Source organism: Pseudomonas sp. DC3200b2 (genome assembly GCF_049895785.1).
GTDB lineage: Bacteria > Pseudomonadota > Gammaproteobacteria > Pseudomonadales > Pseudomonadaceae > Aquipseudomonas > Aquipseudomonas massiliensis.
Genome location: NZ_JAFCTA010000006.1, coordinates 1 through 24,542, shown reverse-complemented (window position 1 = coordinate 24,542; position 24,542 = coordinate 1). Strand labels below are relative to the sequence as shown.

General features: G+C 63.7%; 23 protein-coding genes. 12 read left to right on the top strand and 11 right to left on the bottom strand.

Annotation, left to right across the window (positions count from 1 at the left end):
- Window positions 1–37 precede the first annotated feature (37 nt).
- The 4 genes from ACP691_RS17345 to ACP691_RS17330 form a co-directional block, all read right to left on the bottom strand.
- Window positions 38–412 (bottom strand): hypothetical protein, encoded by a 375-nt coding sequence (locus ACP691_RS17345; protein ID WP_426151856.1) that lies wholly within the window; start codon window positions 410–412, stop codon window positions 38–40.
- Between the two features lie 23 nt (window positions 413–435).
- On the bottom strand, window positions 436–1,266 hold the full coding sequence (locus ACP691_RS17340; protein WP_426151854.1) for a putative RNA methyltransferase: 831 nt from the start codon (window positions 1,264–1,266) through the stop codon (window positions 436–438).
- On the bottom strand, window positions 1,266–2,417 hold the full coding sequence (gene dapE, locus ACP691_RS17335; RefSeq protein ID WP_426151852.1) for a succinyl-diaminopimelate desuccinylase: 1,152 nt from the start codon (window positions 2,415–2,417) through the stop codon (window positions 1,266–1,268). Before dapE ends, ACP691_RS17340 begins: the two co-directional genes overlap by 1 nt.
- A gap of 72 nt (window positions 2,418–2,489) precedes the next feature.
- The gene (locus ACP691_RS17330; RefSeq protein ID WP_426151850.1) at window positions 2,490–5,084 is read right to left on the bottom strand and encodes a glycosyltransferase; all 2,595 of its coding nucleotides are present in this window, start codon (window positions 5,082–5,084) and stop codon (window positions 2,490–2,492) included.
- A 138-nt stretch (window positions 5,085–5,222) separates the two neighbouring features.
- Between ACP691_RS17330 and tcdA the strand changes: the two genes are divergently transcribed.
- Entirely contained in the window at window positions 5,223–6,029 is an 807-nt protein-coding gene (gene tcdA, locus ACP691_RS17325; RefSeq protein WP_426151849.1) for a tRNA cyclic N6-threonylcarbamoyladenosine(37) synthase TcdA, read from the top strand.
- Here tcdA and ACP691_RS17320 read toward each other — a convergent pair.
- The 4 genes from ACP691_RS17320 to ACP691_RS17305 all read right to left on the bottom strand — a co-directional run bounded on the left by ACP691_RS17320 (window position 6,020) and on the right by ACP691_RS17305 (window position 9,138).
- Window positions 6,020–6,427, bottom strand: a complete 408-nt coding sequence (locus ACP691_RS17320; protein WP_426151847.1) for a SufE family protein — start codon at window positions 6,425–6,427, stop codon at window positions 6,020–6,022. The two genes, tcdA and ACP691_RS17320, sit on opposite strands and share 10 nt — an antisense overlap.
- Window positions 6,424–7,629: an aminotransferase class V-fold PLP-dependent enzyme gene (locus tag ACP691_RS17315; protein WP_426151845.1), complete on the bottom strand. Its 1,206-nt coding sequence runs from the start codon at window positions 7,627–7,629 to the stop codon at window positions 6,424–6,426. The genes ACP691_RS17320 and ACP691_RS17315 overlap by 4 nt, the downstream gene beginning before the upstream one ends.
- Before the next feature lie 93 nt (window positions 7,630–7,722).
- Window positions 7,723–8,757, bottom strand: a complete 1,035-nt coding sequence (gene dapD / locus ACP691_RS17310; protein ID WP_426151843.1) for a 2,3,4,5-tetrahydropyridine-2,6-dicarboxylate N-succinyltransferase — start codon at window positions 8,755–8,757, stop codon at window positions 7,723–7,725.
- A gap of 33 nt (window positions 8,758–8,790) precedes the next feature.
- The gene (locus ACP691_RS17305) at window positions 8,791–9,138 is read right to left on the bottom strand and encodes an ArsC family reductase (protein ID WP_040261449.1); all 348 of its coding nucleotides are present in this window, start codon (window positions 9,136–9,138) and stop codon (window positions 8,791–8,793) included.
- 356 nt (window positions 9,139–9,494) lie between these two features.
- Here ACP691_RS17305 and katB point away from each other — a divergent pair, with 356 nt between their 5' ends.
- Both katB and ACP691_RS17295 read left to right on the top strand, forming a co-directional pair.
- Window positions 9,495–10,964 (top strand): catalase KatB, encoded by a 1,470-nt coding sequence (katB, locus tag ACP691_RS17300; RefSeq protein WP_426152261.1) that lies wholly within the window; start codon window positions 9,495–9,497, stop codon window positions 10,962–10,964.
- Window positions 10,965–11,027: 63 nt separating this feature from the next.
- Window positions 11,028–11,558: an ankyrin repeat domain-containing protein gene (locus tag ACP691_RS17295; protein WP_426152259.1), complete on the top strand. Its 531-nt coding sequence runs from the start codon at window positions 11,028–11,030 to the stop codon at window positions 11,556–11,558.
- A gap of 136 nt (window positions 11,559–11,694) precedes the next feature.
- Here the strand turns inward: ACP691_RS17295 and dapC are convergent, their stop codons facing one another.
- The 3 genes from dapC to map are packed head-to-tail and all read right to left on the bottom strand — an operon-like array spanning window position 11,695 to window position 16,435.
- The gene (gene dapC, locus ACP691_RS17290) at window positions 11,695–12,894 is read right to left on the bottom strand and encodes a succinyldiaminopimelate transaminase (RefSeq protein ID WP_426151841.1); all 1,200 of its coding nucleotides are present in this window, start codon (window positions 12,892–12,894) and stop codon (window positions 11,695–11,697) included.
- Between the two features lie 13 nt (window positions 12,895–12,907).
- The gene (locus tag ACP691_RS17285; RefSeq protein WP_426151839.1) at window positions 12,908–15,610 is read right to left on the bottom strand and encodes a [protein-PII] uridylyltransferase; all 2,703 of its coding nucleotides are present in this window, start codon (window positions 15,608–15,610) and stop codon (window positions 12,908–12,910) included.
- 39 nt (window positions 15,611–15,649) lie between these two features.
- Window positions 15,650–16,435 (bottom strand): type I methionyl aminopeptidase, encoded by a 786-nt coding sequence (gene map, locus ACP691_RS17280; protein ID WP_426151837.1) that lies wholly within the window; start codon window positions 16,433–16,435, stop codon window positions 15,650–15,652.
- Window positions 16,436–16,740: 305 nt separating this feature from the next.
- On the opposite strand from map, the gene rpsB reads away from it, so the two are divergent.
- The 9 genes from rpsB to ACP691_RS17235 form a co-directional block, all read left to right on the top strand.
- Window positions 16,741–17,481 carry a 30S ribosomal protein S2 gene (gene rpsB, locus ACP691_RS17275; protein ID WP_040261137.1) on the top strand — a complete coding sequence of 247 codons (741 nt, stop codon included), beginning with the start codon at window positions 16,741–16,743 and terminating at the stop codon, window positions 17,479–17,481.
- A 154-nt stretch (window positions 17,482–17,635) separates the two neighbouring features.
- Entirely contained in the window at window positions 17,636–18,502 is an 867-nt protein-coding gene (gene tsf, locus ACP691_RS17270) for a translation elongation factor Ts (RefSeq protein ID WP_426151835.1), read from the top strand.
- Between the two features lie 167 nt (window positions 18,503–18,669).
- Window positions 18,670–19,413, top strand: a complete 744-nt coding sequence (gene pyrH, locus ACP691_RS17265; RefSeq protein ID WP_426151833.1) for a UMP kinase — start codon at window positions 18,670–18,672, stop codon at window positions 19,411–19,413.
- On the top strand, window positions 19,410–19,967 hold the full coding sequence (gene frr, locus ACP691_RS17260) for a ribosome recycling factor (RefSeq protein ID WP_040261134.1): 558 nt from the start codon (window positions 19,410–19,412) through the stop codon (window positions 19,965–19,967). Before pyrH ends, frr begins: the two co-directional genes overlap by 4 nt.
- A gap of 19 nt (window positions 19,968–19,986) precedes the next feature.
- Entirely contained in the window at window positions 19,987–20,742 is a 756-nt protein-coding gene (uppS, locus tag ACP691_RS17255; RefSeq protein ID WP_040261133.1) for a polyprenyl diphosphate synthase, read from the top strand.
- A complete protein-coding gene (locus ACP691_RS17250; protein ID WP_426151830.1) occupies window positions 20,742–21,563 on the top strand; it encodes a phosphatidate cytidylyltransferase in 822 nt (273 codons plus the stop codon). Before uppS ends, ACP691_RS17250 begins: the two co-directional genes overlap by 1 nt.
- A complete protein-coding gene (gene ispC / locus ACP691_RS17245; protein ID WP_426151828.1) occupies window positions 21,560–22,750 on the top strand; it encodes a 1-deoxy-D-xylulose-5-phosphate reductoisomerase in 1,191 nt (396 codons plus the stop codon). Before ACP691_RS17250 ends, ispC begins: the two co-directional genes overlap by 4 nt.
- Window positions 22,751–22,808: 58 nt before the next feature.
- Window positions 22,809–24,158 carry an RIP metalloprotease RseP gene (gene rseP, locus ACP691_RS17240; protein WP_426151826.1) on the top strand — a complete coding sequence of 450 codons (1,350 nt, stop codon included), beginning with the start codon at window positions 22,809–22,811 and terminating at the stop codon, window positions 24,156–24,158.
- Window positions 24,159–24,231: 73 nt separating this feature from the next.
- Window positions 24,232–24,542: POTRA domain-containing protein (locus ACP691_RS17235; RefSeq protein WP_426199742.1), on the top strand; the 311-nt coding region annotated here is incomplete at its 3' end.

The following is a 24,542-nucleotide window of genomic DNA, read 5'->3' as shown; positions in this document are numbered from 1 at the left end:
GATGTCGGGCATATGGCCGTGGATGCTGGCCACTGCCTCAGGTACGCCAGATGATCTCTTGCTCGCCCTCGGCGCTTACCCGGATCCAGCGGTCGGCGTCTTCATCGCTTTCGTCTTCCACCCAGGTACCCGGGGCGCAGCGCACTTCTACACCCAGGGCGGCATGAGCGGCGCGAGCGCAGGCCAGGTCGTCGGCCCACGGCGTGCGCTCGCTTTCCAGGTACAGGCTGTTCCATCTGCCGACCGCCAAGGGCACCCAGGTGACCGGTATGTCCCCGGCCTGGCATTTCCAGGCCTGGCCTTTCTGCGCCCAGGCGGTGCAAGGGCCGATCGCGGCGGTCAGCCAGGCGGTGATCGCCTTGTGGTCGACCTCGGCGTCCTTGAGGTAGATCTCGATATCAGGTTGTTGCATGGCAGGCTCGCTGAGTCGGGGTTTCACGAGGCCGCCGGAGCGTCGGCATCGTTCAGGAAATAGTCGTAGCGCATGGATACCGTCACTGCAAAGGGACCAGGGTGTCCGATCACCTCCGCCCGTCGCTCGGCGCTGGCGCGCCAGCCATGAGGCGTCATGGCCAGGAGGTTGGCCCGGCTGGCCGGGTCGATCAGACGCAGGCGGTAGGTCAGCACCTCGGTATGGGCCAGGCGCATGCCCTCGGGCACCAATGCCAGGTGCTTGTCGTCCTGATAGGGCCGTACTTCATCATAGAGCCGCTCGCGCAGTTCCATCAGGTGGCCCTGGGTAGGGCCCACGCGCATCAGGCCGCCACCGGGGCGCAGCAGGCGCTGGGCTTCGTGCCAGTCCAGCGGGCTGAACACGCTGGCGATGAAGTCGCAACTGGCCGGCGCCAGCGGTACCCTGGCCATGCTCGCCACCAGCCAGTTCACCGAAGGCGCTCGACGACAGGCACGCTTGACCGCTTCCCGGGAAATGTCCAGGCCATAGCCTTGCGCCTTGGGCAGGGCCGCCGCCAGGCGGGCACTGTAGTAGCCCTCGCCGCAGCCGATGTCGAGCCAGCGCGTCGGCTGTTGCCGGGCTGCCAATTCGGCCAGGCGCTCGGCCACCGGGGCGTAGTGGCCTTCTTCGAGAAAGCCCCGGCGAGCCTCGACCATTGCCTGGTTGTCGCCCGGCGCGCGGCTGTTCTTGTGCTGCACGGGCAGCAGGTTGAGGTAACCCTGGCGCGCGCGATCGAAGCGATGGCCGGCGGGGCAGGCCACGCCTTGACCGGCGGTGGCGAGCGGGGCGGAGCAGAGTGGGCAGGTGAGCATCAGGCGAGCAGCTTCACGAGGGTGTGGTAGTAGATATCGGTGAGCAGGTCCAGGTCGCTGGCCAGAACGCGTTCATCCACCTGGTGAATGGTGGCGTTGACCGGCCCCAGCTCTACCACCTGAGTGCCCAGGGTGGCGATGAAACGCCCGTCGCTGGTGCCCCCGCTGGTGGAGGGCTGGGTATCACGCCCTGTCACCTGTCTGATAGCCCCGGCCACGGCGCTGAGCAGGTCGCCCGGCTCGGTAAGGAAGGGCAGGCCGGACAGGGCCCAGTCGATGTGCCAGTCCAGGCCATGCTTGTCCAGAATGGCGGCCACTCGTTTCTGCAGACCATCTACCGTGGACTCGGTGGAGAAACGGAAGTTAAACACCACCGTGAGCTCGCCGGGAATCACATTGGTAGCACCGGTGCCGCCGTTGATATTGGAAATCTGGAAGCTGGTGGGTGGGAAGAAGGCATTGCCGTTGTCCCAGTGCTCGGTACTGAGTTCGGCCAGAGCTGGCGCCGCCAGGTGAATGGGGTTTCGCGCCAGGTGCGGGTAGGCCACATGGCCCTGCTTGCCGCGCACCCGCAAGGTAGCGCCAAGCGAACCGCGACGGCCGTTTTTCACCACGTCGCCCACCAGGGCGGTGCTGGACGGCTCGCCCACGATGCACCAGTCCAGCCGTTCCCGGCGGGCGGCCAGGCGCTCCACCACAGCCTTGGTACCGTGCTGGGCCGGGCCTTCCTCGTCACTGGTGATCAGGAACGTCAGCGCGCCGCGATGGTTCGGATAATCGGCCACGAAGCGCTCGGCGGCGACCACCATGGCGGCCAGGCTGCCTTTCATGTCCGCGGCGCCACGGCCGCAGAGCATGCCCTCGGCGTCGATCAGCGCTTCGAAGGGCTGGTGCTGCCATTGCTCGGCCGGCCCCGTGGGCACTACGTCCGTATGCCCGGCGAAGCACAGTACAGGGCCGTCAGCCTGGCCGTGGCGTGCCCAGAAGTTATCCACCTCTTCGATGCGCATGGGCTCCAGGGCAAAGCCCGCCGCGGCCAGCCGCTGCATCATCAAGCCCTGGCAATCGGCGTCCACGGGGGTAACGGACGGGCGCCGGATCAGCTCGCAGGCCAGGGCGAGGGTAGGTGAAAGATCAGCGGCGGCCGTCATGGGTGCACTCCGGGGGCAGGGCGAGAAAAGGCTGCGTATGGTAAAGCAAAACGCCGGCTCAGGCGCGCCCGCTCACGCATCGCCCATGGCTACCTCGGCAGGCCGGCGCCACCCTGGGGCGGCCGAGAGCAGGGCCATGATCACCGCCGCCAGGTAAGGCAGCGCCTGGACCAACAGCATGACCAGCCACCAGCGGGCATCGGCGTTGGGCGCGCCCTGGGTCAGATACAGCCCGCCGGCGGCGCCCCCCAGGAGCAACAGCACGTAGAGCTCTTCCCGGGCCTGGCTCAGGGCCGCCAACAGGCCCGGGCGTTCGGCCAGCTTGGGCGTGCGCACGAAGGGCAGCCCGCGGGTGAACAGCCCATAGAGCACTGCCTTGCCGATGGTGTGGGACAAGGCCAACCCCGCCAGGGCGGCGCACAGGGCTCGCCGCACCGGCTGCCCGAGGGCGCGTCGGTAGAGAAACAACAGCTTGCCCACCTTGAAGGCGAACAATGCCAGGGGGGGTATGGCGAACACCAACAGGGGTGGCTCTACCCGGCTCGGCACGATGATCATCGCCCCGGACCACAGCAAGGCGCCGAAGGTGAAGAAAATATTCATGCCGTCGCCGATCCAGGGTAGCCAGCCGGCGATGAAATGGTATCGCTGGCCTCTGCTGAGGCGCGCCTGGCGGCCCGTTAGCAGGGCCCGGGCATGGCGCTTGAGGATCTGGACGGCGCCATAGGCCCAGCGTACCCGTTGTTTCTTGAAGGCACTGAAGGTGTCGGGCATCAGGCCCTTGCCGTAGCTGGCCGGATGGTAGGCCGCCGAAAGGCCACGCTCGAAGATGCGCAGCCCGAGTTCGGCGTCCTCGCAGATGCACCACCCGGCCCAGCCCAGTTCCTGCAGGACGCTGCGTCGGGTCAGGGTCATGGTGCCGTGCTGGATGATCGCGTTGCGGTCATTGCGGGTGACCATGCCGATGTGAAAGAAGCCCTGGTATTCGAGCTCGCAGAGGGTCTTGAACAGACTGGTGTCGCCGTCGCGGTAATCCTGGGGGCTTTGCACGATGGCGATGTTGGGGTCGGCGAAGTGAGGCACCATGTGGCGCAGCCAGTCAGGGGCCACGCAGTAATCGGCATCGATCACCGCCACCACTTCGGCATCGGCCGCTGTGTGTTCCAGCAGATAGTTCAGAGCACCGCCCTTGAAGCCTTCCAGGGGCGCCACATGAAAGAAGCGGAAGCGCCGGCCGAGTCTGGCACAGTGGGCCTGTACCGGCTCCCAGGTGGTTGGGTCGGGCGTGTTGTTGTCGATCACCAGTACTTCGAAGTCTGGATAATCCAGCTGGGCCAAGGCGTCCAGGGTGGCGATCACCATGGCCGGCGGCTCGTTGTAGCAGGGAAGGTGGATGGACACCTTGGGCCGGTACGCCTGCGCGTGCAGCACAGGGTGGAAGGGGCGACGCCGCTTGCGCGTCCATACGGCCTCGGCCAGTTCATGGGCTTCGGTGAGCAGCACCACTAGCACGCCCGCCACGCCTAGCGCCAGCAGGGCGCCCATGGTCAGGCTGAACCAGGTGCTGTACTGCTGGCTGTAGTCATAGGCGATCCACACCAGCACCGAGCCGCAGAGAAAGGCGATAAAGGTGAGGAACGCGCGTCCGCGCTGGCGTAGGGTCGAACCGTCGATCAACAGCACGGCCAGGGCAATGAGCGCGAAAACCACCGAGGCGGTAGCCAGCAGGCGCCATTGAGGAATGGCTACCACCGGGCCAGTGAAGGCGAATTTCGGTTGCCGCGCGGCGTCGAACACGCCCCAGTAGGCGCCCACGGCTCCTTCGTCACTGGCCTTCCAGGGCTGGTCGTAGGCTTCGATCACATAGAAATCATAGCCACGACGGTTAAGGGAATTGACCAGGCGGCGCAGGTACACTGCCTGGTCGGCCTGGCTGGCATCGGCGCCACCGCGCATGTGCCCGTTGCTTGGCCAGCCTACTTCTGAAAGCAGCAAGGGTTTGCGCGCAAATGCCTGTCGCAGCTCACGGGCGCGGTCCAGGACGAACTGCCCGGCATCGTCGCGTTGGATGAATTCCCAATACGGAAGTATGTGCGCGGCGATGAGGTCTACGTGCTGAGCCAGTTCCCGATGGTGCATCCAGATGTGCCATTGTTCGGACGTGGTCACCGGCACCCTTACCGCGGCGCGCACCCGGTCCAGATAGGCCATCATCTGGCTGGGCGTCACTTCCTCGCGAAACAGGGCTTCGTTGCCCACCACCACCCTCACCACGCTACGGTACTGGTTGGCCAGTTCGATGCCGGTGGCGATCTCCTGCTCGTTGCGGGCCAGGTCGTTGCCGATCCAGATCCCCAGGGTCAGGGCCATGCCGGCTTCTTCGGCGAGCCGGGGAATGGCGGCCTGGCTGCCGGCCACTGAATAGGTACGCAAGCCTTGGGTGTATTGGCCCAGCTGGCGTAGGTCCTGGCGTATCTCGTCTTCGCTGGGGTAGACGCCCGCCTGAGGGTTTTGTCCGAGGCGAAAGGGCGAATAGGCGAAGCCGGGGATACGGTCCGGCCAGTCTGGGGCATTGACAGGGCGGTTGACCAGCGCCCATGCGCCGATGAACAGGGCAGCGATGGCCAGCAGCGTGAAGAGATTCAGGCCCAGCTTGCGGGTAGGCATTACGACACATCCTTGCGGTTTCTCCACAGCTGAAACCAGGCGGCGCGGAAAGTTGCCACTGTTCGCCCAATATCGCGCAAAGCGTTCGCCGGGGCGTCGGTGGTCGTATAATCGACGCCTGCGTAATGGGGTAAAGCAATGAGTAACGATGATCCGAGATTCGGCGGCGTGGCCCGCCTTTATGGCGCCGATGGCCTGGCCCGGTTGCAGGCAGCGCATGTGGCGGTGGTCGGCGTGGGCGGCGTAGGCTCCTGGGCCGCGGAAGCCTTGGCGCGGAGCGGAGTAGGGGCCATTTCCCTGTTCGATCTGGATGATGTCTGTGTCAGCAACACCAACCGGCAGTCCCATGCCCTGGAAGGCAGTGTCGGGCAGCCCAAGGTCGAGGTGCTTGCCCAGAGGCTGCGGGCGATCAACCCGGCTTGCCGGGTGCGGGCGGTGGTGGACTTCGTCACGCCGGACAACCTGGCCGAGCACATCACCGACGAGCTGGATTTCGTGCTCGACTGCATCGACAGCGTCAGGGCCAAGGCTGCGCTGATCGCGTGGTGCCGGCGGCGCAAGCTCGCCATGGTGACCACTGGCGGCGCGGGCGGCCAGGTGGACCCTACCCAGGTCGCCCTGTGCGACCTCAATCGCACCTACAACGACCCGCTGGCTTCCCGGGTGCGCTCGCTGCTGCGGCGTGACTATGGCTTCTCCCGCAATACTTCACGCAGCTACAGCGTGCCCTGTGTGTTTTCCACCGAGCAGTTGCGCTATCCCGCCGCGGACGGCAGCGTCTGCCACAGCAAGGCCTTCGTCGGCGAAGGCGTCCGCTTGGACTGTGAAGGTGGCTTTGGCGCGGTGATGATGGTCACGGCCACCTTCGGCATGGTGGCTGCCAGCAAGGCAGTGGAGAAGCTGGTGGGCGGGGCGCGCCGCCCCAGCGAGCGGGCTCAGGGCTGAGCCGTGGCTTTCATCTGTCTCAACACGGCGTTCAAACCATTGGTGCGTGATGGCGTCAGCTGACGCTGCAGGCCCAGCTCATTGAACCAGGGGCCAAGGTCCAGCGCTCGGAGACTGGCGCCATCCAGGCCGTTGACGCGGGCCAGCAGCAAGGCCAGCAGGCCGCGCAGCAAGCGGGCATCGGTGGCGGCGCGAAAGTACCAGCGTGCCCCGCTCTGCTCGCCCACCAGCCATACCTGGCTTTCGCAGCCCTGTACCCGATTGGCCTCGGTCTGTTCCTCCAGCGCCAGTGGCGCAAGGCGTTCGCCTTCCTGCATGAGCAGGCGGGCCCGCGCCTCCCAGGAGTGGCAATCGGCGAAACGTTCCAGCGCGGCGGCGGCATCGATGGGCAAGCTCATCGCAGAAGCTCCAGGGCGCGGTCAAGCGCATCGAAAAACCGCTTGAGGTCGTCCGAGTCATTGTAGATGCCCAGTGAAACCCGCAGCGCGCCCTTACTGTTCAAGGTTTGGAACAACGGCATGGCGCAATGATTGCCCACCCTGACGGCGATGCCCTGGTCAGTCAGCAGGTGCGCCAGATCCGCGTTGTGTACATCCTTCACCACGAAGCTGGCCAGGGCCTTGTCCGGCTTGCCTAGCACGCGAATGCCCTCGCGGTCTCCCAGGCCACGCAGCAGTTGCTGGTGCAGCCCCTGTTCATGGGCCAGCAAGGCTTGCGCATCCAGCGACCCCAGCCAGTCAAGGGTAGCACCGAGGCCGATCACACCGGCAATGGGAGGAGTGCCCGCTTCGAAGCCCAGGGGCGCAGGGTGGAAACTGGCGTGATGATAGTCCGTCTGGTGGACCATCTCTCCGCCGAACAGCCAATGGCGCAACTTGCCCAACGCTTCACTGCGGCCATAGAGCACGCCCACGCCATCGGGGCCATACAGTTTGTGGCTGGAGAATACGTAGAAGTCGCAGCCCAGGGCGGCAACATCCTGGCGGCCGTGAACCACGCCCTGGGCGCCGTCCACCACCGAAAGCGCGCCCTGTCCGCGAGCCAGGTCGATCAGTGGCGCCAGGGGCTGGACGGTGCCGAGCACATTGGACAATTGACTGATGGCTACGACCCGGGTGCGCGGCCCGATGAGCTGGGCAGCCTGGCTCAGGTCGATGCGTCCGCTGGCATCCAGGGGCAATACCACCAGGCGCGCGCCACGCCGCAGCGCCAGTTGCTGCCAAGGAAGCAGGTTGGCGTGGTGCTCCAGGGCGCTGACCACCAGTTCATCGCCGGGATGCACCTCGGCTTCCAGCCCATAGGCCAGCAGGTTCAAGGCCGCGGTAGCGCCCTGGGTGAAGATGATCTGAGCAGGCGCGCCGGCGCGCAGCCAATGCGCCACCTTCTCGCGACATTCCTCGAACGCCTGGGTTGCCAGGGCTCCGGGTAGGTGTTGGGCCCGGTGCACGTTGGCGGCGCCATGACCATAGTAATGGCAGAGGGCGTCGAGCATGGCCTGGGGTTTCTGCGTGGTAGCCGCGCTGTCCAGGTAGGTTTGCTGTTGCCGCTCGAAGGCGGCCATGGCGGGAAAATCGCCCCGCCATGGGGAGGGCTGGGACATGTTCGAATCCTGGGCGCTGGGAACGGGCCTGGCCTGGAGCCAGAGGCTGGAGCGTCAGCCTTTGCCCCCACGCCTGGCCGCCCCAGGCTGCGATCAGTTGTGGGCGTGCAGCGCTTCGTTCAGTTCGATGGCCGACTTGTGGGTCTTGCACTCCACCGCGCCGGTTTCGGAGTTGCGACGGAACAGCAGGTCGTCCTGGCCGGCCAGGTCACGCGCCTTCACCACCTTCACCAGTTGGTTGGCCTCGTCGAGCAGGGCGACCTTGGTGCCCGCGGTGATGTAGAGACCGGCTTCGACGGTGTTGCGGTCGCCCAATGGAATGCCGATACCGGCATTGGCGCCGATCAGGCAGCCTTCGCCTACCTTGATCACGATATTGCCGCCGCCGGAGAGGGTGCCCATGGTGGAGCAACCGCCGCCCAGGTCCGACCCCTTGCCAACGAACACACCCGCCGAAACGCGGCCTTCGATCATGCCCGGGCCTTCGGTACCAGCGTTAAAGTTGACGAAGCCTTCGTGCATGATGGTGGTGCCTTCGCCCACGTAGGCGCCCAGGCGAACCCGCGCCGAGTCGGCGATACGCACCCCGCTCGGCACCACGTAGTCGGTCATCTTCGGGAACTTGTCCACGGAGAACACCTCCAGCAGTTTGCCCTTCAGGCGCGCTTCCAATTGACGTTCGGCGAGTTCGGCCAGGTCGATGGCCCCTTGGCTGGTCCAGGCCACGTTGGGCAGCAGCGGGAAGATGCCGGCCAGGTTCAGGCCATGCGGACGCGCCAGGCGGTGCGACAGCAAATGCAGCTTCAGGTACGCCTCGGGAGTGGAGGTCAGCGCGGCGTCTTCGGCCAACAGGGTGGCCACCAAAGGCTTTTGGCTTTCAGCCAGGCGGGTGAGCAGGGCGGCCTGGGCCGGGTCGATCGCCTTGAGCGCCTCGGCCAGTTGCGAGGCCTGGGTGGTGCTGAAGCTGATCGCCTGGTTGCCGCCGGTGTAGCCAAGGGGCGTGGCGACAGCGTCCACCAGCGCGGCGGATGGCGACACCAGTGGCAGGGCATAGAAGACTTCCAGCCAGGCGCCCTGGCGATTCTGGGTGCCGACGCCGAAGGCCAGGCTGAACAGGGTAGTGGACATGCAGTGTTCCTCTTGAAAGGCAGGGCCAGCTGATCAGCTCAGGGCCGCTGCGTAGTGGTCGGGCTTGAAACCCACGAGGGTTCGGTCGCCGAGATCGAGTACCGGACGCTTGATCATCGAAGGCTGGGCCAGCATCAGCTCGATGGCCTTGGCCTGGTCCAGCCCGGCCTTGTCCGCGTCCGGCAGCTTGCGAAAGGTGGTGCCGGCGCGGTTGAGCACAGTTTCCCAACCATGAGCGTCGCACCATTGCCGCAGGTGCTCGCGGTCGATGCCTGAAGTCTTGTAGTCGTGAAAGACGTAGGCGATGCCATGATCATCCAGCCAGCCACGGGCCTTTTTCATGGTGTCGCACGCCTTGATGCCGAAAAGAGTGTAAGCCATGGTACAGCGGCGACCCTGGGACGCCAGCCTCTGCTCCGGAAAATTGAGGGGTCGTGGATTATGCGGCATCGTACCAGCCCGCGCCATGTCCAAGGCGCCATGCCTCATCGCTGGCTACCCCGCGCGCGAGTTATAACGGTAGCTGTGCGCGATTTCCTGAATTTCTGTTTATCAAAACCATAGCGCCTTTCAATTACAGCTTCAGGGGCCTCCCTCCCTAGGATGAACAGCGATAGACACTGCCACCAGCCGTGGCGATGTCTGGTTTCGACCACAATAATTCCATAGGGAATATCATGAAACTCACTTCCTTGACGGGACAGGCCCTGGGGGCGGTTGCCTTCGGCGCGATTGCCATGACGTCGGTATTTGCCGACACGCTCACCCGCGACAACGGCGCCGCGGTAGGCGATAACCAGAATTCGCAAACGGCCGGGCCCAATGGGCCAACCGTTCTGCAGGATGTACAGCTGATCCAGAAACTGCAGCGTTTCGATCGCGAGCGCATTCCCGAGCGTGTCGTGCATGCCCGCGGTACCGGCGTGAAGGGCGAATTCACTGCCACCGAAGACCTTGGCGAACTGACCAAGGCCAAGGTATTCCGCGCTGGTGAACATACCCCGGTGTTCGTACGCTTCTCCGCGGTGGTACATGGCAACCACTCGCCTGAAACCCTGCGCGACCCCCGTGGCTTCGCCACCAAGTTCTATACGGCCGACGGTAACTGGGACCTGGTGGGCAACAACTTCCCGACCTTCTTCATTCGGGACGCCATCAAGTTTCCCGACATGGTCCACGCTTTCAAGCCGGACCCGCGTACCAACCTGGACGATGACTCCCGCCGGTTCGATTTCTTCTCTCACGTTCCCGAAGCCACGCGTACGCTGACGCTGCTTTATTCCAATGAAGGTACCCCGGCCGGCTACCGCTTCATGGACGGCAATAGCGTACACGCCTACAAGTTCGTCAACGCCAAGGGCCAAGTGCACTATGTGAAGTTCCACTGGAAGAGCCTGCAAGGGATCAAGAACCTCGATCCGGCCCAGGTGGCGCAGGTTCAGTCCAAGGACTACAGCCACATGACCAACGATCTGGTGCAGGCGATCAACAAGGGCGACTTCCCCAAGTGGGACCTGTACATCCAGGTGCTGAACCCCGAAGACCTGGCCAAGTTCGCCTTCGACCCACTCGACGCCACCAAGATCTGGCCTGATGTGCCGGAGCGCAAGGTAGGCCAGATGGTGCTCAACAAGAACGTCGATAACTTCTTCCAGGAAACCGAGCAGGTTGCGATGGCGCCCGCCAACGTCGTGCCTGGCATCGAACCTTCCGAAGATCGGCTGTTGCAGGGTCGGGTGTTCGCCTATGCCGATACCCAACTGTACCGGGTAGGCACCAACGGGCTGAGCCTGCCGGTGAACCGCCCTCGGGTAGCGGTGAACAACGGTAACCAGGACGGCGCGATGAACCTGGGGCACACCACCACCGGGGTCAACTACGAGCCTAGCCGCCTCAATCCTCGCCCACAGGACGAGAGCGCCCGCTACAGCCAGTTGCCCCTGACCGGTACTACCCAGCAGGCGAAGATCCAGCGCGAGCAGAACTTCAAGCAGGCTGGCGACCTGTACCGTTCCTATAGCCAGAAAGACCGCCAGGACCTGATCCAGAGCTTCGGTGAGTCCCTGGCCACCACGGATGCGGAAAGCAAGAACATCATGCTTTCGTATCTGTACAAGGCCGATCCTGAATATGGCACCGGCGTGACCAAGGTCGCCAACGGTGACCTGGCCAAGGTCAAGGCGCTCGCCGCCAAGTTGCAAGACTGATAATCGATGGCCCATGTTTTCGGACATGGGCCATCTTTAAGCGAGGTAGGCATGAGAAGGTATATCGCGGCGCTCTGTGTCGCTCTGTGTCTTGGTCCGGCCATGGCGGCTTCACCCGGACCGGAAGATACTCGCGCACAATTGCAGGCGCTGTTTTTCGAGGCTGCCCGCCAGGGCAATACGGACATGCTCGGCGCGTTCATCGAGGCAGGGTACGACCTCAACGTCCAGGATGACAAAGGCTATAGCGGGTTGATCCTGGCGGCTTATCACGGCCATCAGCCGGCGGTGGAGCAGTTGCTGGCAGCGGGCGCCGATCCCTGCGCGCAGGACGCTCGTGGCAATACGGCCCTCATGGGCGCCATCTTCAAGGGGGAGCTGGCCATTGCACGGCGTTTGGTCAATGCCGACTGTTCTCCTGACTTGCGTAATCACAGTGGCCAGACCGCCGCCATGTACGCGGCCCTGTTCCAGCGCGAAGACATTCTGCGCGCGCTGGCCGATAAAGGCGCCGACCTGCAGGCCCAGGATGCGCTGGGTAACGACGTGCAATCCCTGGCCAAGGGCGAGTTCAAGGCCGCGCCCCAGCGCTGATCGTCGTCGGGGCCTCGGCCGGGTGGAAGGCAGCCAGGCTGCCGAAAAGCGCTCGATCAGAAAAGCCTTTCGCTAGCTGGCGCTAGCGCCCACCGTGATCACCTCGCTGTCGAGCGAGTGGGGTTCAAGCATTCGTTTACTGGCGAGCCTCGATGAAGGCGCGGATGCGCTGGGCCGCCTCGATGCATTCGGCCAGTGGCGCGACCAGGGCCAGGCGTACCCGGTTGGCGCCGGGGTTCACGCCGTTCACCTCTCGGGACAGGTAGGAGCCCGGCACTACCGTTACATGCTGCTCGCTGAACAGCTCGCGGCAGAAGGTTTCGTCACTCATGGGTACGCCTGCCCACAGGTAGAAGCCGCCATCGGGACGCTGAACGTCCAATACCGGCCCAAGAATGTCCAGTACCGCGGCGAACTTCTCGCGATAGAGGTCACGGTTGGCGCGTACATGGGGCTCATCCTGCCAGGCCGCGATACTGGCCAGCTGGGTCGGAATCGGCATCGCACATCCGTGATAGGTGCGATACAGCAGGAAGGCCTTGAGGATATCGGCGTCGCCCGCCACGAACCCGGAACGCAGACCGGGCAGGTTGGAGCGCTTGGACAGGCTGTGGAATACCACGCAACGCTTGAAGTCCGAACGGCCCAGGGCCGCGCAGGCGCTTAGCAGTCCAGGTGGCGGTGCGTCTTCGTCAAAGTACAGCTCGCTATAGCATTCGTCGGCGGCAATGATGAAGTCATGCTCATCGGCCAGGGCGATCAATGCCTTGAGGGTGTCCAGCGGAATCAGCGCACCGGTGGGGTTGCCCGGCGAGCACAGGAACAGCACCTGGCAGCGCGCCCAGACCTCGGCCGGTACGGCGGAGAAGTCCGGATTGAAGCCATGAGTCTGCAGGCAGGGCAGGTAATAGGGCTGGACCCCTGCCAGGATCGCCGCCCCTTCGTAGATCTGATAGAAGGGGTTGGGGCTGATGATCAAGCCGTCCCGGTCGCGCTCGGCTACCGCCTGTACGAACGCGAACAGGGCTTCTCGGGTGCCATTGACCGGCAACACGTGACGGGCCGCGTCCAGCCAGCCCTCGGGCACGCCGAAGCGCTGCCCGCACCATTGGGCGATGGCTTCGCGCAAGGCCGGCAAGCCGGCCGTGGTGGGGTAGACGGAGAGCTGCTCCAGGTTGTCCGCCAGCGCCTGGGTAACGAAGGCAGGCGAGGCGTGCTTGGGCTCGCCGATCGATAGCGCGATGGGTGCCTTGCCCGCTGGTGGCTGGGCGCCGGCCAGCAAGGCGCGGAGCTTCTCGAAGGGGTAGGGCTGCAAATGGCTCAGGGCGTGGTTCATCGGTGGCTCGGGTCTAGATGCTCAGGCGGGTCAATTCGATGCCGGGAGCCTGCTCCACGCTCAATTGCTCGACAATGGCGTCTTGCAGGCGCGCGCATAGCTGCGGGTCCGACAGGGGCTGGTTGTGGGCGTCGGTGAGGAAGAACACGTCCTCCACGCGCTCGCCCAATGTAGCGATCTTGGCGTTCTGCAACGACAGATCATATTCCAGGAAGATCTTGCCCAGGCGGGCCAGCAGTCCCGGCCGGTCGGGCGCCCTCAGTTCGAGAATGGTCACCGGCCGCTGGGCGTCGGTGTGGATGATCACCTGGGGCGCGAAGGCGAAATGCTTGAGCTGTCGTGGCACTCGACGCTGGATGATGGTGGGGTAGTCGTCAGGATTGCGCAGCGCCTCGGTCAGGCCGTCGCGGATTCGTCGGATTCGCTCCGGATCGTTGCCAATGGAGCCACCGTCGTTGTCCAGTACGATATAGGTGTCCAGGGTGAACTGGCTGCTGGAGGTAATGATGCGCGCGTCATGGATGTTCAGGTTCAGCTGGTCCATGGCCGCTACCGTCACCGCGAAGAAATCGTGTTGGTCCGGCGCGTAGATGAAGATCTGGGTAGCGCCTTCGAAGTCCCGCTGGGTGGTTTCCCGGATCAGCACCAGAGGGCCGCCGTCGGCGGGCTGCTGAAGGATCGCATCGCTGTGCCAGGCCACGTCAGCGGCCGTGTGGCGCAGGAAATAGTCATCGCCCAGCTGGCTCCACAGCTGCTCGACATCATCCGGGTCGGTGCCGCCGCGTACCAGAATGTCGAGCGCCGCGGCCTGGGTCTGGCGAATCTGCTCCTCCCGGTCCAGCGGGTTTTCCAGGCCACGGCGCAAAGCGCGCTTGGTCTCGGTGTACAGCTGGCGCAGCAGGCTGGCGCGCCAGGAATTCCACAAGCTGGGGTTGGTGGCGTTGATGTCGGCCACGGTGAGCACATAAAGGTAGTCCAGGTGCACTTCGTCCCCAACCAGCTGGGCGAAATCGTGGATCACCTGGGGGTCTGACAGGTCCTTGCGCTGGGCCGTAGTGGACATCACCAGGTGGTGTTGCACCAGCCAGACGATCAGCCGGCTGTCCCAGGGCGGCAACTGGTGCCGTTCGCAGAAAGCCCGGGCATCCACCGCGCCCAGCTCGGAGTGATCACCGTCGCGGCCCTTGCCGATGTCATGGTACAGCCCGGCGATGTAGATCAGCTCGGGCTTGGGCAGCCGGCACATGACCTTGCTCGCCAGCGGGAACATCTCCGAGACCGGCGTGTATTGCAGCTTGCGCAGATGCTTGATGAGGTTGAGCGTGTGCGCGTCCACGGTATAGATATGGAACAGGTCGTGCTGCATCTGGCCCACGATATGGCCGAACTCGGGCAGGTAACGGCCCAGGATGCCGTAGCGGTTCATCCGCCGCAGGTTGCGATGGATGCCGATCTCGCATTTGAACAGCTCGATGAACAGGCTGGTGTTGCGGATATCGTGGCGGAACTGATCGTCGATCAGGTGACGGTGTTCGCGCAGTAACCGTATCGTGTTGGCCCTGACCCCCTTGATGGCGGGGTTCTGGGCCATCAGCACGAAGATTTCCAGGATGGCGAACGGGAACCGCCTGAAGATGTTTTCGGCGGTGGCCTCGATATAGCCGTCATGCAGCTGGAAGCGCGCATTGATCGGTTGCAGGCTGGCGCCGGTTTCGTCCGCCAGGATCTCTTCTTCGAAGTGCTGCATGATCAGGTCGCTCAGCTCGGCGATGCGCATGACCACCCGGTAGTACTTTTGCATCAGCGCTTCGATGGCCAGCCTGGCGTTGCTGTCCTGGTAGCCCAGCAGCTCGGCGATGCGCCGCTGGTAGTCGAACAGCAAGCGATCCTCGGAGCGCCCGGCCAGCATGTGCAGGGCGTAGCGAACCTTCCACAGGAATTCCTGGGAGGCGGCCAGCAGGTCGCTTTCGTTTTCCAGAAGAAAGCCCTGGCCGGCCAGCGCCTGCAGGTTGAGCGTGCCGTATTGGCGGCGGGCTACCCAGAGGATGGTCTGGATGTCCCGTAGCCCGCCTGGGGAGCCTTTTACATTGGGCTCCAGGTTGTATTCTGTGTCGTTGTACTTGTGGTGCCGGGCCCGCTGCTCTTCGCGCTTGGCCAGGAAAAAGGCCTTGCTTGGCCACATGCGTTCGGGGGCGGTGACTTCCAGCATCCGCTTGCGCAGCCGCTCGGGCCCGGCGATGGTGCGGCATTCCATCAGGTTGGTGATCACCGTCAGGTCCGCCTGGGCCTCCTGGGCGCATTCGTCCACCGAGCGCACGCTTTGCCCCACTTCTAGGCCAATGTCCCAGAGCAGGGTAAGGAAGCGTTCGATGGAATCGCGGAAGACTTCGTGATCGGCGTGTTCCAGCAGGATCAGCAGGTCGATGTCGGAGTAGGGGTGCAGCTCGCCGCGGCCGTAGCCGCCTACCGCCACCAGGGCGATATCGGCTTCATCGCTCCACTCGAACTGGGCCCAGGCCTGTTGCAGGATGTTATCCACGAACCAGGCCCGATCCTCCACCAGGCGGCGTACGTCCCGGCCGCTGGCGAAGCGCGCGTCCAATACCTCGCGGGCCTGCCGGATGGCTTTCTTGAAAGCCGTCACGGGGCTGGCCTTGAGCGCCAATTCCGCCTGGAATTGGCCGCGATCGAACAATTCCGGATCTACCTGCGGCATCGCTCGCCTTCCTTCTATAGAACCCTTGTCAGGCGCGACTCATCGCGCCGAGGTACGTGGCAGGGTGTCATCACGGCGCAGCGTGAGGATTTCATAGCCATCAGCCGTCACCAGCACGGTATGCTCCCACTGGGCCGAAAGCTTGCGGTCCTTGGTGATGGCCGTCCAGCCATCGCCCAACAGGCGGGTGTCGGCCTTGCCCTGGTTGATCATCGGCTCGATGGTGAAGATCATTCCTTCCTTGAGCACCTCGCCAGTGCCGGCCCGGCCGTAATGCAGCACCTGCGGTTCTTCGTGGAAGCCTTTGCCAATGCCGTGGCCGCAGTATTCGCGGACCACCGAATAGCCGTTCTTCTCGGCGTGCTTCTGGATGACCTCGCCGATATCTCCCAGGCGCGCACCGGGACGTACCACTTCGATGCCCTTGTACATGCATTCCTGGGTGACCCGGGAAAGACGCTGCGCCCACTCCGGCACGTTGCCCACATGGAACATGCGGCTGGTGTCGCCGTGGTAGCCATCCTTGATCACGGTGATGTCGATGTTCAGGACGTCGCCATCCTTCAGGGGCTTGTCATTGGGGATGCCATGGCACACCACATGGTTGATGGAGGTGCAGATGGACTTGGGGAAGCCCTTGTAGTTGAGCGGGGCGGGGATGGCGTGCTGCTCGTTGACGATATAGTCGTGGCAGATGCGGTCCAGTTCCTCGGTGGTGACCCCTGGCTTGACGTGAGGCTCGATCATTTCCAGCACCTCGGCGGCCAGGCGGCCAGCGACGCGCATCTTTTCGATGTCCTCGGGGGTTTTGATGATAACGGTCATACGGGCTCTCTCGGCACCAGCGGTGCGGGTGAAAAAATCGCAAGGCAGCGATTCTATCATAGGCGCACGCCCTGCCGTCGGCCGCGCAGGCCGCCCGGTCGTATCCCTGGCGTGGAGAAGGCGCCATTGGCGGTTCTCTTTACAGGCCTTTCGTGATATAAAGTGCGCCGCTTTGCGGGGGGTAGCCCTGTAGAGCTCTAACCCACACACGTATCGACACGATGACCTGGGTGCCCGGGCCTTACGGCCTTGGGTTGGATCATTGGGATGCGTGGAGGCCTAACCCGACTTATCAAGGAACTATCATGTCCCAAGTCAACATGCGCGATATGCTGAAGGCCGGTGTGCACTTCGGCCACCAGACCCGTTACTGGAACCCGAAAATGGGCAAGTTCATTTTCGGCGCGCGCAACAAGATTCACATCATCAACCTGGAAAAAACCCTGCCGATGTTCAACGACGCGCTGAGCTTCGTTGAGAAACTGGCCCAGGGCAAGAACAAGATCCTGTTCGTCGGCACCAAGCGTTCCGCTGGCAAGATCGTCGCCGAGGAAGCCGCGCGTTGCGGTTCGCCCTACGTCGACCACCGCTGGTTGGGCGGCATGCTGACCAACTACAAGACCATCCGTCAGTCGATCAAGCGCCTGCGCGACCTGGAAACCCAGGCCGAAGACGGCACCTTCGCCAAGCTGACCAAGAAAGAAGCCCTGATGCGCACCCGCGACCTGGAAAAGCTGGATCGCAGCCTGGGTGGCATCAAGGACATGGGCGGCCTGCCTGACGCGCTCTTCGTCATCGACGTCGAGCACGAGCGCATCGCGATCACCGAAGCAAACAAACTGGGCATTCCGGTCATCGGCGTTGTCGATACCAATAGCAGCCCTGAAGGCGTTGACTACGTGATCCCTGGCAACGACGATGCCATCCGCGCCATCCAGCTGTACATGGGTTCGATGGCTGACGCCGTTATCCGTGGCCGTAACAATGTCGCTGCCGGCACTGGCGAATTCGCCCAGGACGCGACCAGCGAGGCCGTAGAAGGCTGAGTCGACCGCGCCTGAAAATGGCTCGGTAAGCGAAAAGGGGGCTAGGCCCCCTTTTTGCCACCCGCCGAGGCCGTAACGGCCTGGCGGGTCAGAATTTCAATGCCCGTTTCCACGCGGGCGGTATGGCCGAAAACCTGTTCAAGAGGATTTTGAAATGGCAGAAATTACTGCGGCGCTGGTCAAAGAACTGCGCGAGCGCACCGGCGAAGGCATGATGGATTGCAAGAAGGCCCTCACCAAGGCCGGCGGCGACATCGAGAAAGCCATTGACGACATGCGTGCCTCCGGCGCCATCAAGGCTGCCAAGAAAGCGGGCAACGTGGCCGCTGAAGGCGCCATCGCAATCAAGGACGACGGCAAGGCCGCCGTGCTGCTGGAAGTCAATTCCCAGACCGACTTCCTGGCCCTGCAGGACGACTTCAAGGCGTTCGTCGCCGCCGCCGTCGACAAGGCCTTCAGCGACAAGCTGACCACCGTCGAGCCGCTGATCGAAGCCATGGAATCCGACCGCCTGGTGCTGGTTGGCAAGACTGGCGAGAACGTCAACATTCGTCGCCTGGTTCGCGTCGAGGGCGATGTGGTCGGTAGCTACCTGCACGGCAACAAGATCGGCGTGGCAGTTGTACTCAAGGGCGGCAACGTCGAACTGGCCAAAGACATCGCCATGCACGTGGCGGCCAGCAATCCCGAGTTCCTGCACCCTTCCCAGGTTTCCCAGGAAGCCATCGATCGCGAGAAGGCTGTGTTCATGCAGCTGAACGAGGAAAAGATCAAGGGCAAGCCAGAGAACATCGTGGAAAACATGGTGGCTGGCCGTATCAAGAAGTTCCTGGCCGAAGCGAGCCTGGTCGAGCAGGCGTTCGTCAAGAACCCTGAAGTCACCGTAGGCACCCTGGCCAAGCAGGGCGGCGCCGAGATCGTATCCTTCACCTACTACAAGGTAGGCGAAGGCATCGAGAAGCCGGTCGACAACTTCGCCGAAGAAGTTGCCGCTCAAGTGGCTGCCGCAAGCAAGCAATAAGACAGGTTCCATCTGTCACCCCAGAGAGGCTGCCCGCTCACGCGCGCAGCCTCTTTGTCAAAGTGAAGCCCGCCCGGGCACAGCACGGGGGGGCAGGCGCGCAAAGCGCCATGTTGCAAGCAGGCCAAGGCCTGGAATATTCGAGAACGCCGCAGGAGAGATACGCAATGGCCCAGCAGGTGAGTGGTCGTCAACCTCGCTATAAACGCATTCTGCTCAAGTTAAGCGGCGAAGCCCTGATGGGCTCGGAAGAGTTCGGCATCGACCCGAAGGTGCTGGACCGCATGGCCCTCGAAGTCGGCCAGCTGGTCGGCATCGGCGTGCAGGTAGGGCTGGTGATCGGAGGGGGCAACCTGTTCCGTGGGGCGGCCCTGAGCGCGGCCGGCATGGACCGCGTCACCGGCGACCACATGGGTATGCTGGCCACGGTGATGAACGGCCTGGCCATGCGCGACGCCCTGGAGCGGTCCAATATCTCCGCCATCGTCATGTCCGCGATCTCCATGGTAGGCGTGACCGATCACTACGACCGCCGCAAGGCCATTCGTCATCTCAATGGCGGCGATGTGGTCATCTTCTCCGCGGGCACCGGCAACCCGTTCTTCACCACCGATTCGGCTGCCTGCCTGCGCGGTATCGAAATAGGCGCTGACGTTGTGCTCAAGGCAACCAAGGTCGACGGGGTGTACACTGCCGATCCGTTCAAGGACCCTCACGCGGAGAAGTTCGACCGCTTGACCTACGACGAAGTACTCGACCGCAAGCTCGGCGTCATGGACCTCACGGCCATCTGCCTGTGCCGTGACCACAACATGCCGCTGCGGGTCTTCAATATGAACAAGCCTGGGGCCCTGCTCAACATCGTTGTGGGCGGTGGCGAAGGCACCCTGATCGAGGAAGGCGAACAATGATCAACGAAATCAAGAAAGACGCGCAGACGCGCATGCAGAAATCCATCGAATCGCTGGATCACGCTTTCGGCCGCATTCGCACGGGCAAGGCCCACCCCAGCATCCTCACTGGCGTGATGGTTCCGTACTATGGGGCTGACACCCCGATCAACCAGGTCGCCAGCGTCACCGTCAAGGACGCCCGCACCCTGCAGGTGGTTGCCTTCGAGCGCAACATGCTCGGCGCGGTGGACAAGGCCATCCAGAACGCAGGCCTGAACCTGAATCCGACCAACCTTGGCGAACTGCTCCTGGTGAACATGCCGCCGTTGACCGAGGAAACCCGCAAGGGCTTCACCAAGCAGGCTCGCGAAGCTGCCGAAGACGCCCGGGTTGCCGTGCGCAACATCCGTCGCGATGCCCTCGGCCAGCTGAAGGACCTGGTCAAGGAAAAGGAAATCAGCGAAGACGAAGAGCGTCGCGCCGCTGATGAAATCCAGAAGCTGACCGACAAGTTCGTGGCCGAGATCGATACTGCAGTGAAGGCCAAAGAAGCCGACCTGATGGCAGTATAAGAAGGAACTGCGCGTTTCCATGGAAAAGACCAAGTGGGTAGCGCCAGCATCCGTTCCGCGGCATGTGGCGATCATCATGGATGGCAACAACCGCTGGGCCAAGAAGCGCCTGCTGCCAGGGGTGGCGGGCCACAAGGCCGGCGTGGACGCGGTGCGCGCCGTGATCGAGGTCTGTGCCGAGGCTCGGGTGGAAGTCCTCACCCTCTTCGCTTTCTCCAGCGAGAACTGGCAGCGGCCCGCCGATGAAGTGGGCGCGTTGATGGAGCTGTTTTTCACCATGTTGCGGCGTGAAGCGCGCCGCCTGAATGAAAACAACATCAGCCTTCGCATCATCGGCGACCGCGGCCGCTTCCATCCCGAGCTGCAAGCGGCCATGGCAGAAGCCGAGGCGCTCACAGCGGGCAACGGTCGGTTCGTGCTGCAGATCGCCGCCAACTATGGGGGGCAATGGGATATAGCCCAGGCGGCCCAGCAGTTGGCGCGTCAGGTCCAGGCCGGTACCCTGCGTCCGGATGAGATTACCCCCGAGCTACTCCAAGGATGCCTGGCAACCGGTGATCTGCCGTTGCCAGACCTGTGCATTCGCACTGGGGGGGAGCATCGCATCAGCAATTTCCTGCTGTGGCAACTGGCCTATGCTGAGCTGTACTTCTCCGACCTCTACTGGCCGGACTTCAAACACGAGGCCATGCGCAGCGCGCTGGCCAATTTCGCCTCCCGACAGCGTCGCTTCGGCAAGACCAGCGAGCAGATCGAGGCTGGAGCCCGCGCCTGATGCTCAAGCAACGCATTCTTACCGCCCTGGTCCTGTTCCCGTTGGCCTTGTGCGGCTTTTTCCTGCTGGAAGGCGCGGCCTTCGCCCTGTTCATCGGCGCGGTGGTGGCTCTCGGTGCCTGGGAGTGGGCCCGCTTGGCCGGCCTCGAAGGGCAGCCCCAGCGGGGACTTTTCGCCGCCCTGGTAGCCGCCGGGCTTGTGGTGTTGTTCTTGGTGCCTGGGCTGGCGCCCTGGCTGCTCGGGTTGGCCGTGCTCTGGTGGGGCCTGGCGACCTGGCTGGTACTGACCTATCCCGGCTCCGCGCGGCTCTGGTCGAGCATCGCCTGCAAGCTGCTGGTCGGCTTGCTCGTGCTCCTGCCAGCGTGGGAAGGCCTGTGGCTGCTGAAGCAGTGGCCATCCGGGCAGGGAAACTGGCTGATCCTGGCTGTGATGGTGGTGGTCTGGGTGGCCGACATTGGCGCCTATTTCTCCGGGCGCGCCTTCGGCAAGCGCAAGCTGGCGCCTGCCGTCAGCCCTGGCAAAAGCTGGGCGGGGCTCTATGGTGGCCTCGGGATCGCCCTTGCCGTTACGCTGATCACCGGGCTTGCCCGCGGCTGGAGCGGTATGCACGTGTTCGGCGCGCTGCTGACTGTCGCCCTGGTGGTACTCATTTCGGTGGTGGGGGACCTGACGGAAAGCATGTTCAAGCGTCAGGCAGGCATCAAGGACAGTAGTCAACTGCTGCCCGGCCATGGGGGGGTGCTTGATCGTATCGACAGCCTTACCGCGGCCGTTCCGGTGTTCGCCGTGGTCTTGTGGGCAACCGGCTGGGGTGCGATGTGAATAGCCGCCAACGTATCACCGTGCTCGGCGCCACCGGCTCGATCGGGCAGAGCACCCTGGATGTCATCGCTCGCCATCCGCACCTGTATGAAATCCATGCGCTGACCGGGTACGCTCGTCTGGATGAGCTGCTGCGCCTGTGTCGGCAACATCGCCCCAGGGTGGTGGTGGTGGCTACCGCCGCCGACGCTGACGCATTCGCGCCCCGGTTGCGCGAGCTGGGCCTGGCCACCGATGTGCTGTACGGCGAAGCAGGCCTGTGCGAAGTCGCCTCGGCCAGCGATGTGGATACGGTCATGGCCGCCATCGTTGGCGCCGCAGGTTTGCCGCCTACCCTGGCGGCAGTACGCGCGGGCAAGAAGGTGTTGCTGGCCAACAAGGAAGCGCTGGTCATGTCCGGCGGGCTGTTCATGCAGGCTGTACGTGAGCATGCCGCCGTGTTGCTGCCCATCGATAGCGAGCACAATGCCATCTTCCAGTGCCTTCCGGGCAACTATGCGCAGGGGCTGGCCAGGGTAGGGGTACGGCGTATCCTGCTGACGGCCTCGGGTGGCCCTTTCCGGGAAACCCCACTGGCGGCCTTGGTCGAGGTGACACCGGAGCAAGCCTGCGCTCATCCTAACTGGTCCATGGGGCGCAAGATTTCAGTGGATTCGGCCACCATGGCCAACAAGGGGCTGGAACTGATCGAAGCCTGCTGGCTGTTCGATGCCCGTCCCGCCCAGGTTGAAGTAGTGGTTCACCCCCAGAGCGTGATCCATTCCCTGGTGGACTACGTCGACGGCTCGGTACTGGCCCAGCTGGGCAACCCGGACATGCGCACCCCTATCGCCAATGCCCTCGCCTGGCCCGAGCGGATCGATTCCGGCGTCTCGGCGCTGGACCTCTTCGCCGTCGCCCGCCTGGACTTCCATGCCCCGGACGAAGCCCGTTTCCCGTGCCTGCGCCTGGCGCGGGAAGCGGCCGAGGCGGGTGGGAGCGCGCCTGCCTTGCTCAATGCCGCCAACGAAGTGGCCGTGGCCGCATTTCTTGACCGGCGCATCCGCTACACCGAGATCGCGAGCATGATCGAAGCGGTGCTGACGCAAGAGCCCGGGCAGCGCCTTGAAAACCTTGAAGCGGTTTTCGCCGCCGACGACAGGGGGCGACGTTTGGCCGAGCAGTGGTTGACTCGGCGTGGCCGATGAGTTCCGATGACCTCGCTCCGGGCATGAATACAGGCGCCCGGCCGCAGCGGAGATACCTATGAGCGCGCTATATATGTTGGTTGGTACCCTGATTGCCCTTGGGGTATTGGTAACCTTCCATGAATTCGGGCACTTCTGGGTGGCCCGTCGCTGTGGGGTGAAAGTCCTGCGCTTCTCCGTGGGCTTCGGTACGCCACTGCTGCGCTGGTCCGACAAGCAGGGAACCGAGTATGTGGTGGCCGCGATTCCCCTTGGCGGCTACGTGAAAATGCTGGACGAGCGCGAGGCCGAGGTGCCTGCCGAACAACGGGAACAGGCCTTCAACCGCAAGCCCGTGGCCCAGCGCATCGCCATCGTGGCCGCGGGGCCGATCGCCAATTTCCTGCTGGCCATCGTGTTCTTCTGGGGCCTGGCAATGTTGGGCAGCCAGCAGGTCCGTCCGGTGATCGGCGCCGTGGAATCCGGCAGCCTGGCAGCCAGCGCCGGCTTGCGCGCCGGCCAGGAGATCGTCGAGGTCGATGGCGAGCCTGTCTCGGGCTGGTCCGGCGTGAACATGGAATTGGTTCGACGCCTGGGCGAGACCGGTACCTTGCACATCCGGGTCAATGAGGAAAATGGCGGCACCAGCCTGCACGACCTTGACCTGGTCGCCTGGCTCAAGGGAAGCGAAGAGCCCGATCCGGTCCATTCCCTGGGTATTCGCCCGTGGCGCCCCGTGCTGGAACCGGTGCTGGCTGAAATCGAGCCCAAGGGGCCAGCCCATGCCGCCGGGCTAAAGTCCGGCGATCGTTTGCTCGCCCTTGACGGGGTCGCTCTGGCCGATTGGCAGCAGGTGGTGGATGCCGTGCGTCAGCGGCCGGATCGTTCCGTGGTGTTGCAAGTCGAGCGCGACGGCAGAGCGCTGGATATCCCCGTCACCCTGGCCCGCAAAGGGGAGGGCGAGGCCGCCACCGGGTATCTCGGCGCCGGGGTCACGCCTGTTGCCTGGCCTGCGGAGATGCTGCGCGAAGTTCGCTATGGCCTGCTCGACGGCGCGGTCGAAGGCATGCGCCGCACCTGGGAGATGAGCGTCCTGACCCTTGATTCGCTGAAGAAAATGCTGTTCGGCGAGCTGTCCGTAAAAAACTTGAGCGGACCGATAACCATTGCTAAAGTGGCGGGCGCTTCGGCCCAGTCGGGCCTTGGGGATTTCCTGAATTTCCTGGCTTATCTAAGCATCAGTCTCGGGGTTCTCAATCTGCTTCCCATTCCCGTCCTGGATGGGGGGCATTTGCTGTTCTACCTGATCGAGTGGGTTCGGGGTCGCCCGGTGTCCGATCGGGTACAGGGCTGGGGGGTTCAGATCGGTATCAGTCTGGTGGTCGGCGTCATGCTGCTTGCCCTGATAAACGACCTGGGTCGGTTGTAATGAGTCGCACAATTGCGAACCTGCCGCCTATGCGGCAGTTTGTTTATTGCCTGTTGGAATAAGAAAGGACTTCATGAAACGTCTGCTGCTTACTGCGGTGCTGTCCGCACTGATGATCGCCGAAGTTCACGCCGAGTCCTTCACCATCTCCGATATCCGAGTCAACGGCCTGCAGCGGGTGTCCGCCGGCAGCGTCTTCGGCGCCTTGCCCCTGAACGTGGGCGAACAGGCCGACGACCGCAAGCTGGTGGAATCGACCCGCGCGCTGTTCAAGACCGGCTTCTTCCAGGACATTCAACTGGGGCGTGACGGTAACGTCCTGGTGATCAACGTGGTGGAGCGGCCTTCGATCGCCAGCATCGAAATCGAAGGCAACAAGGCCAT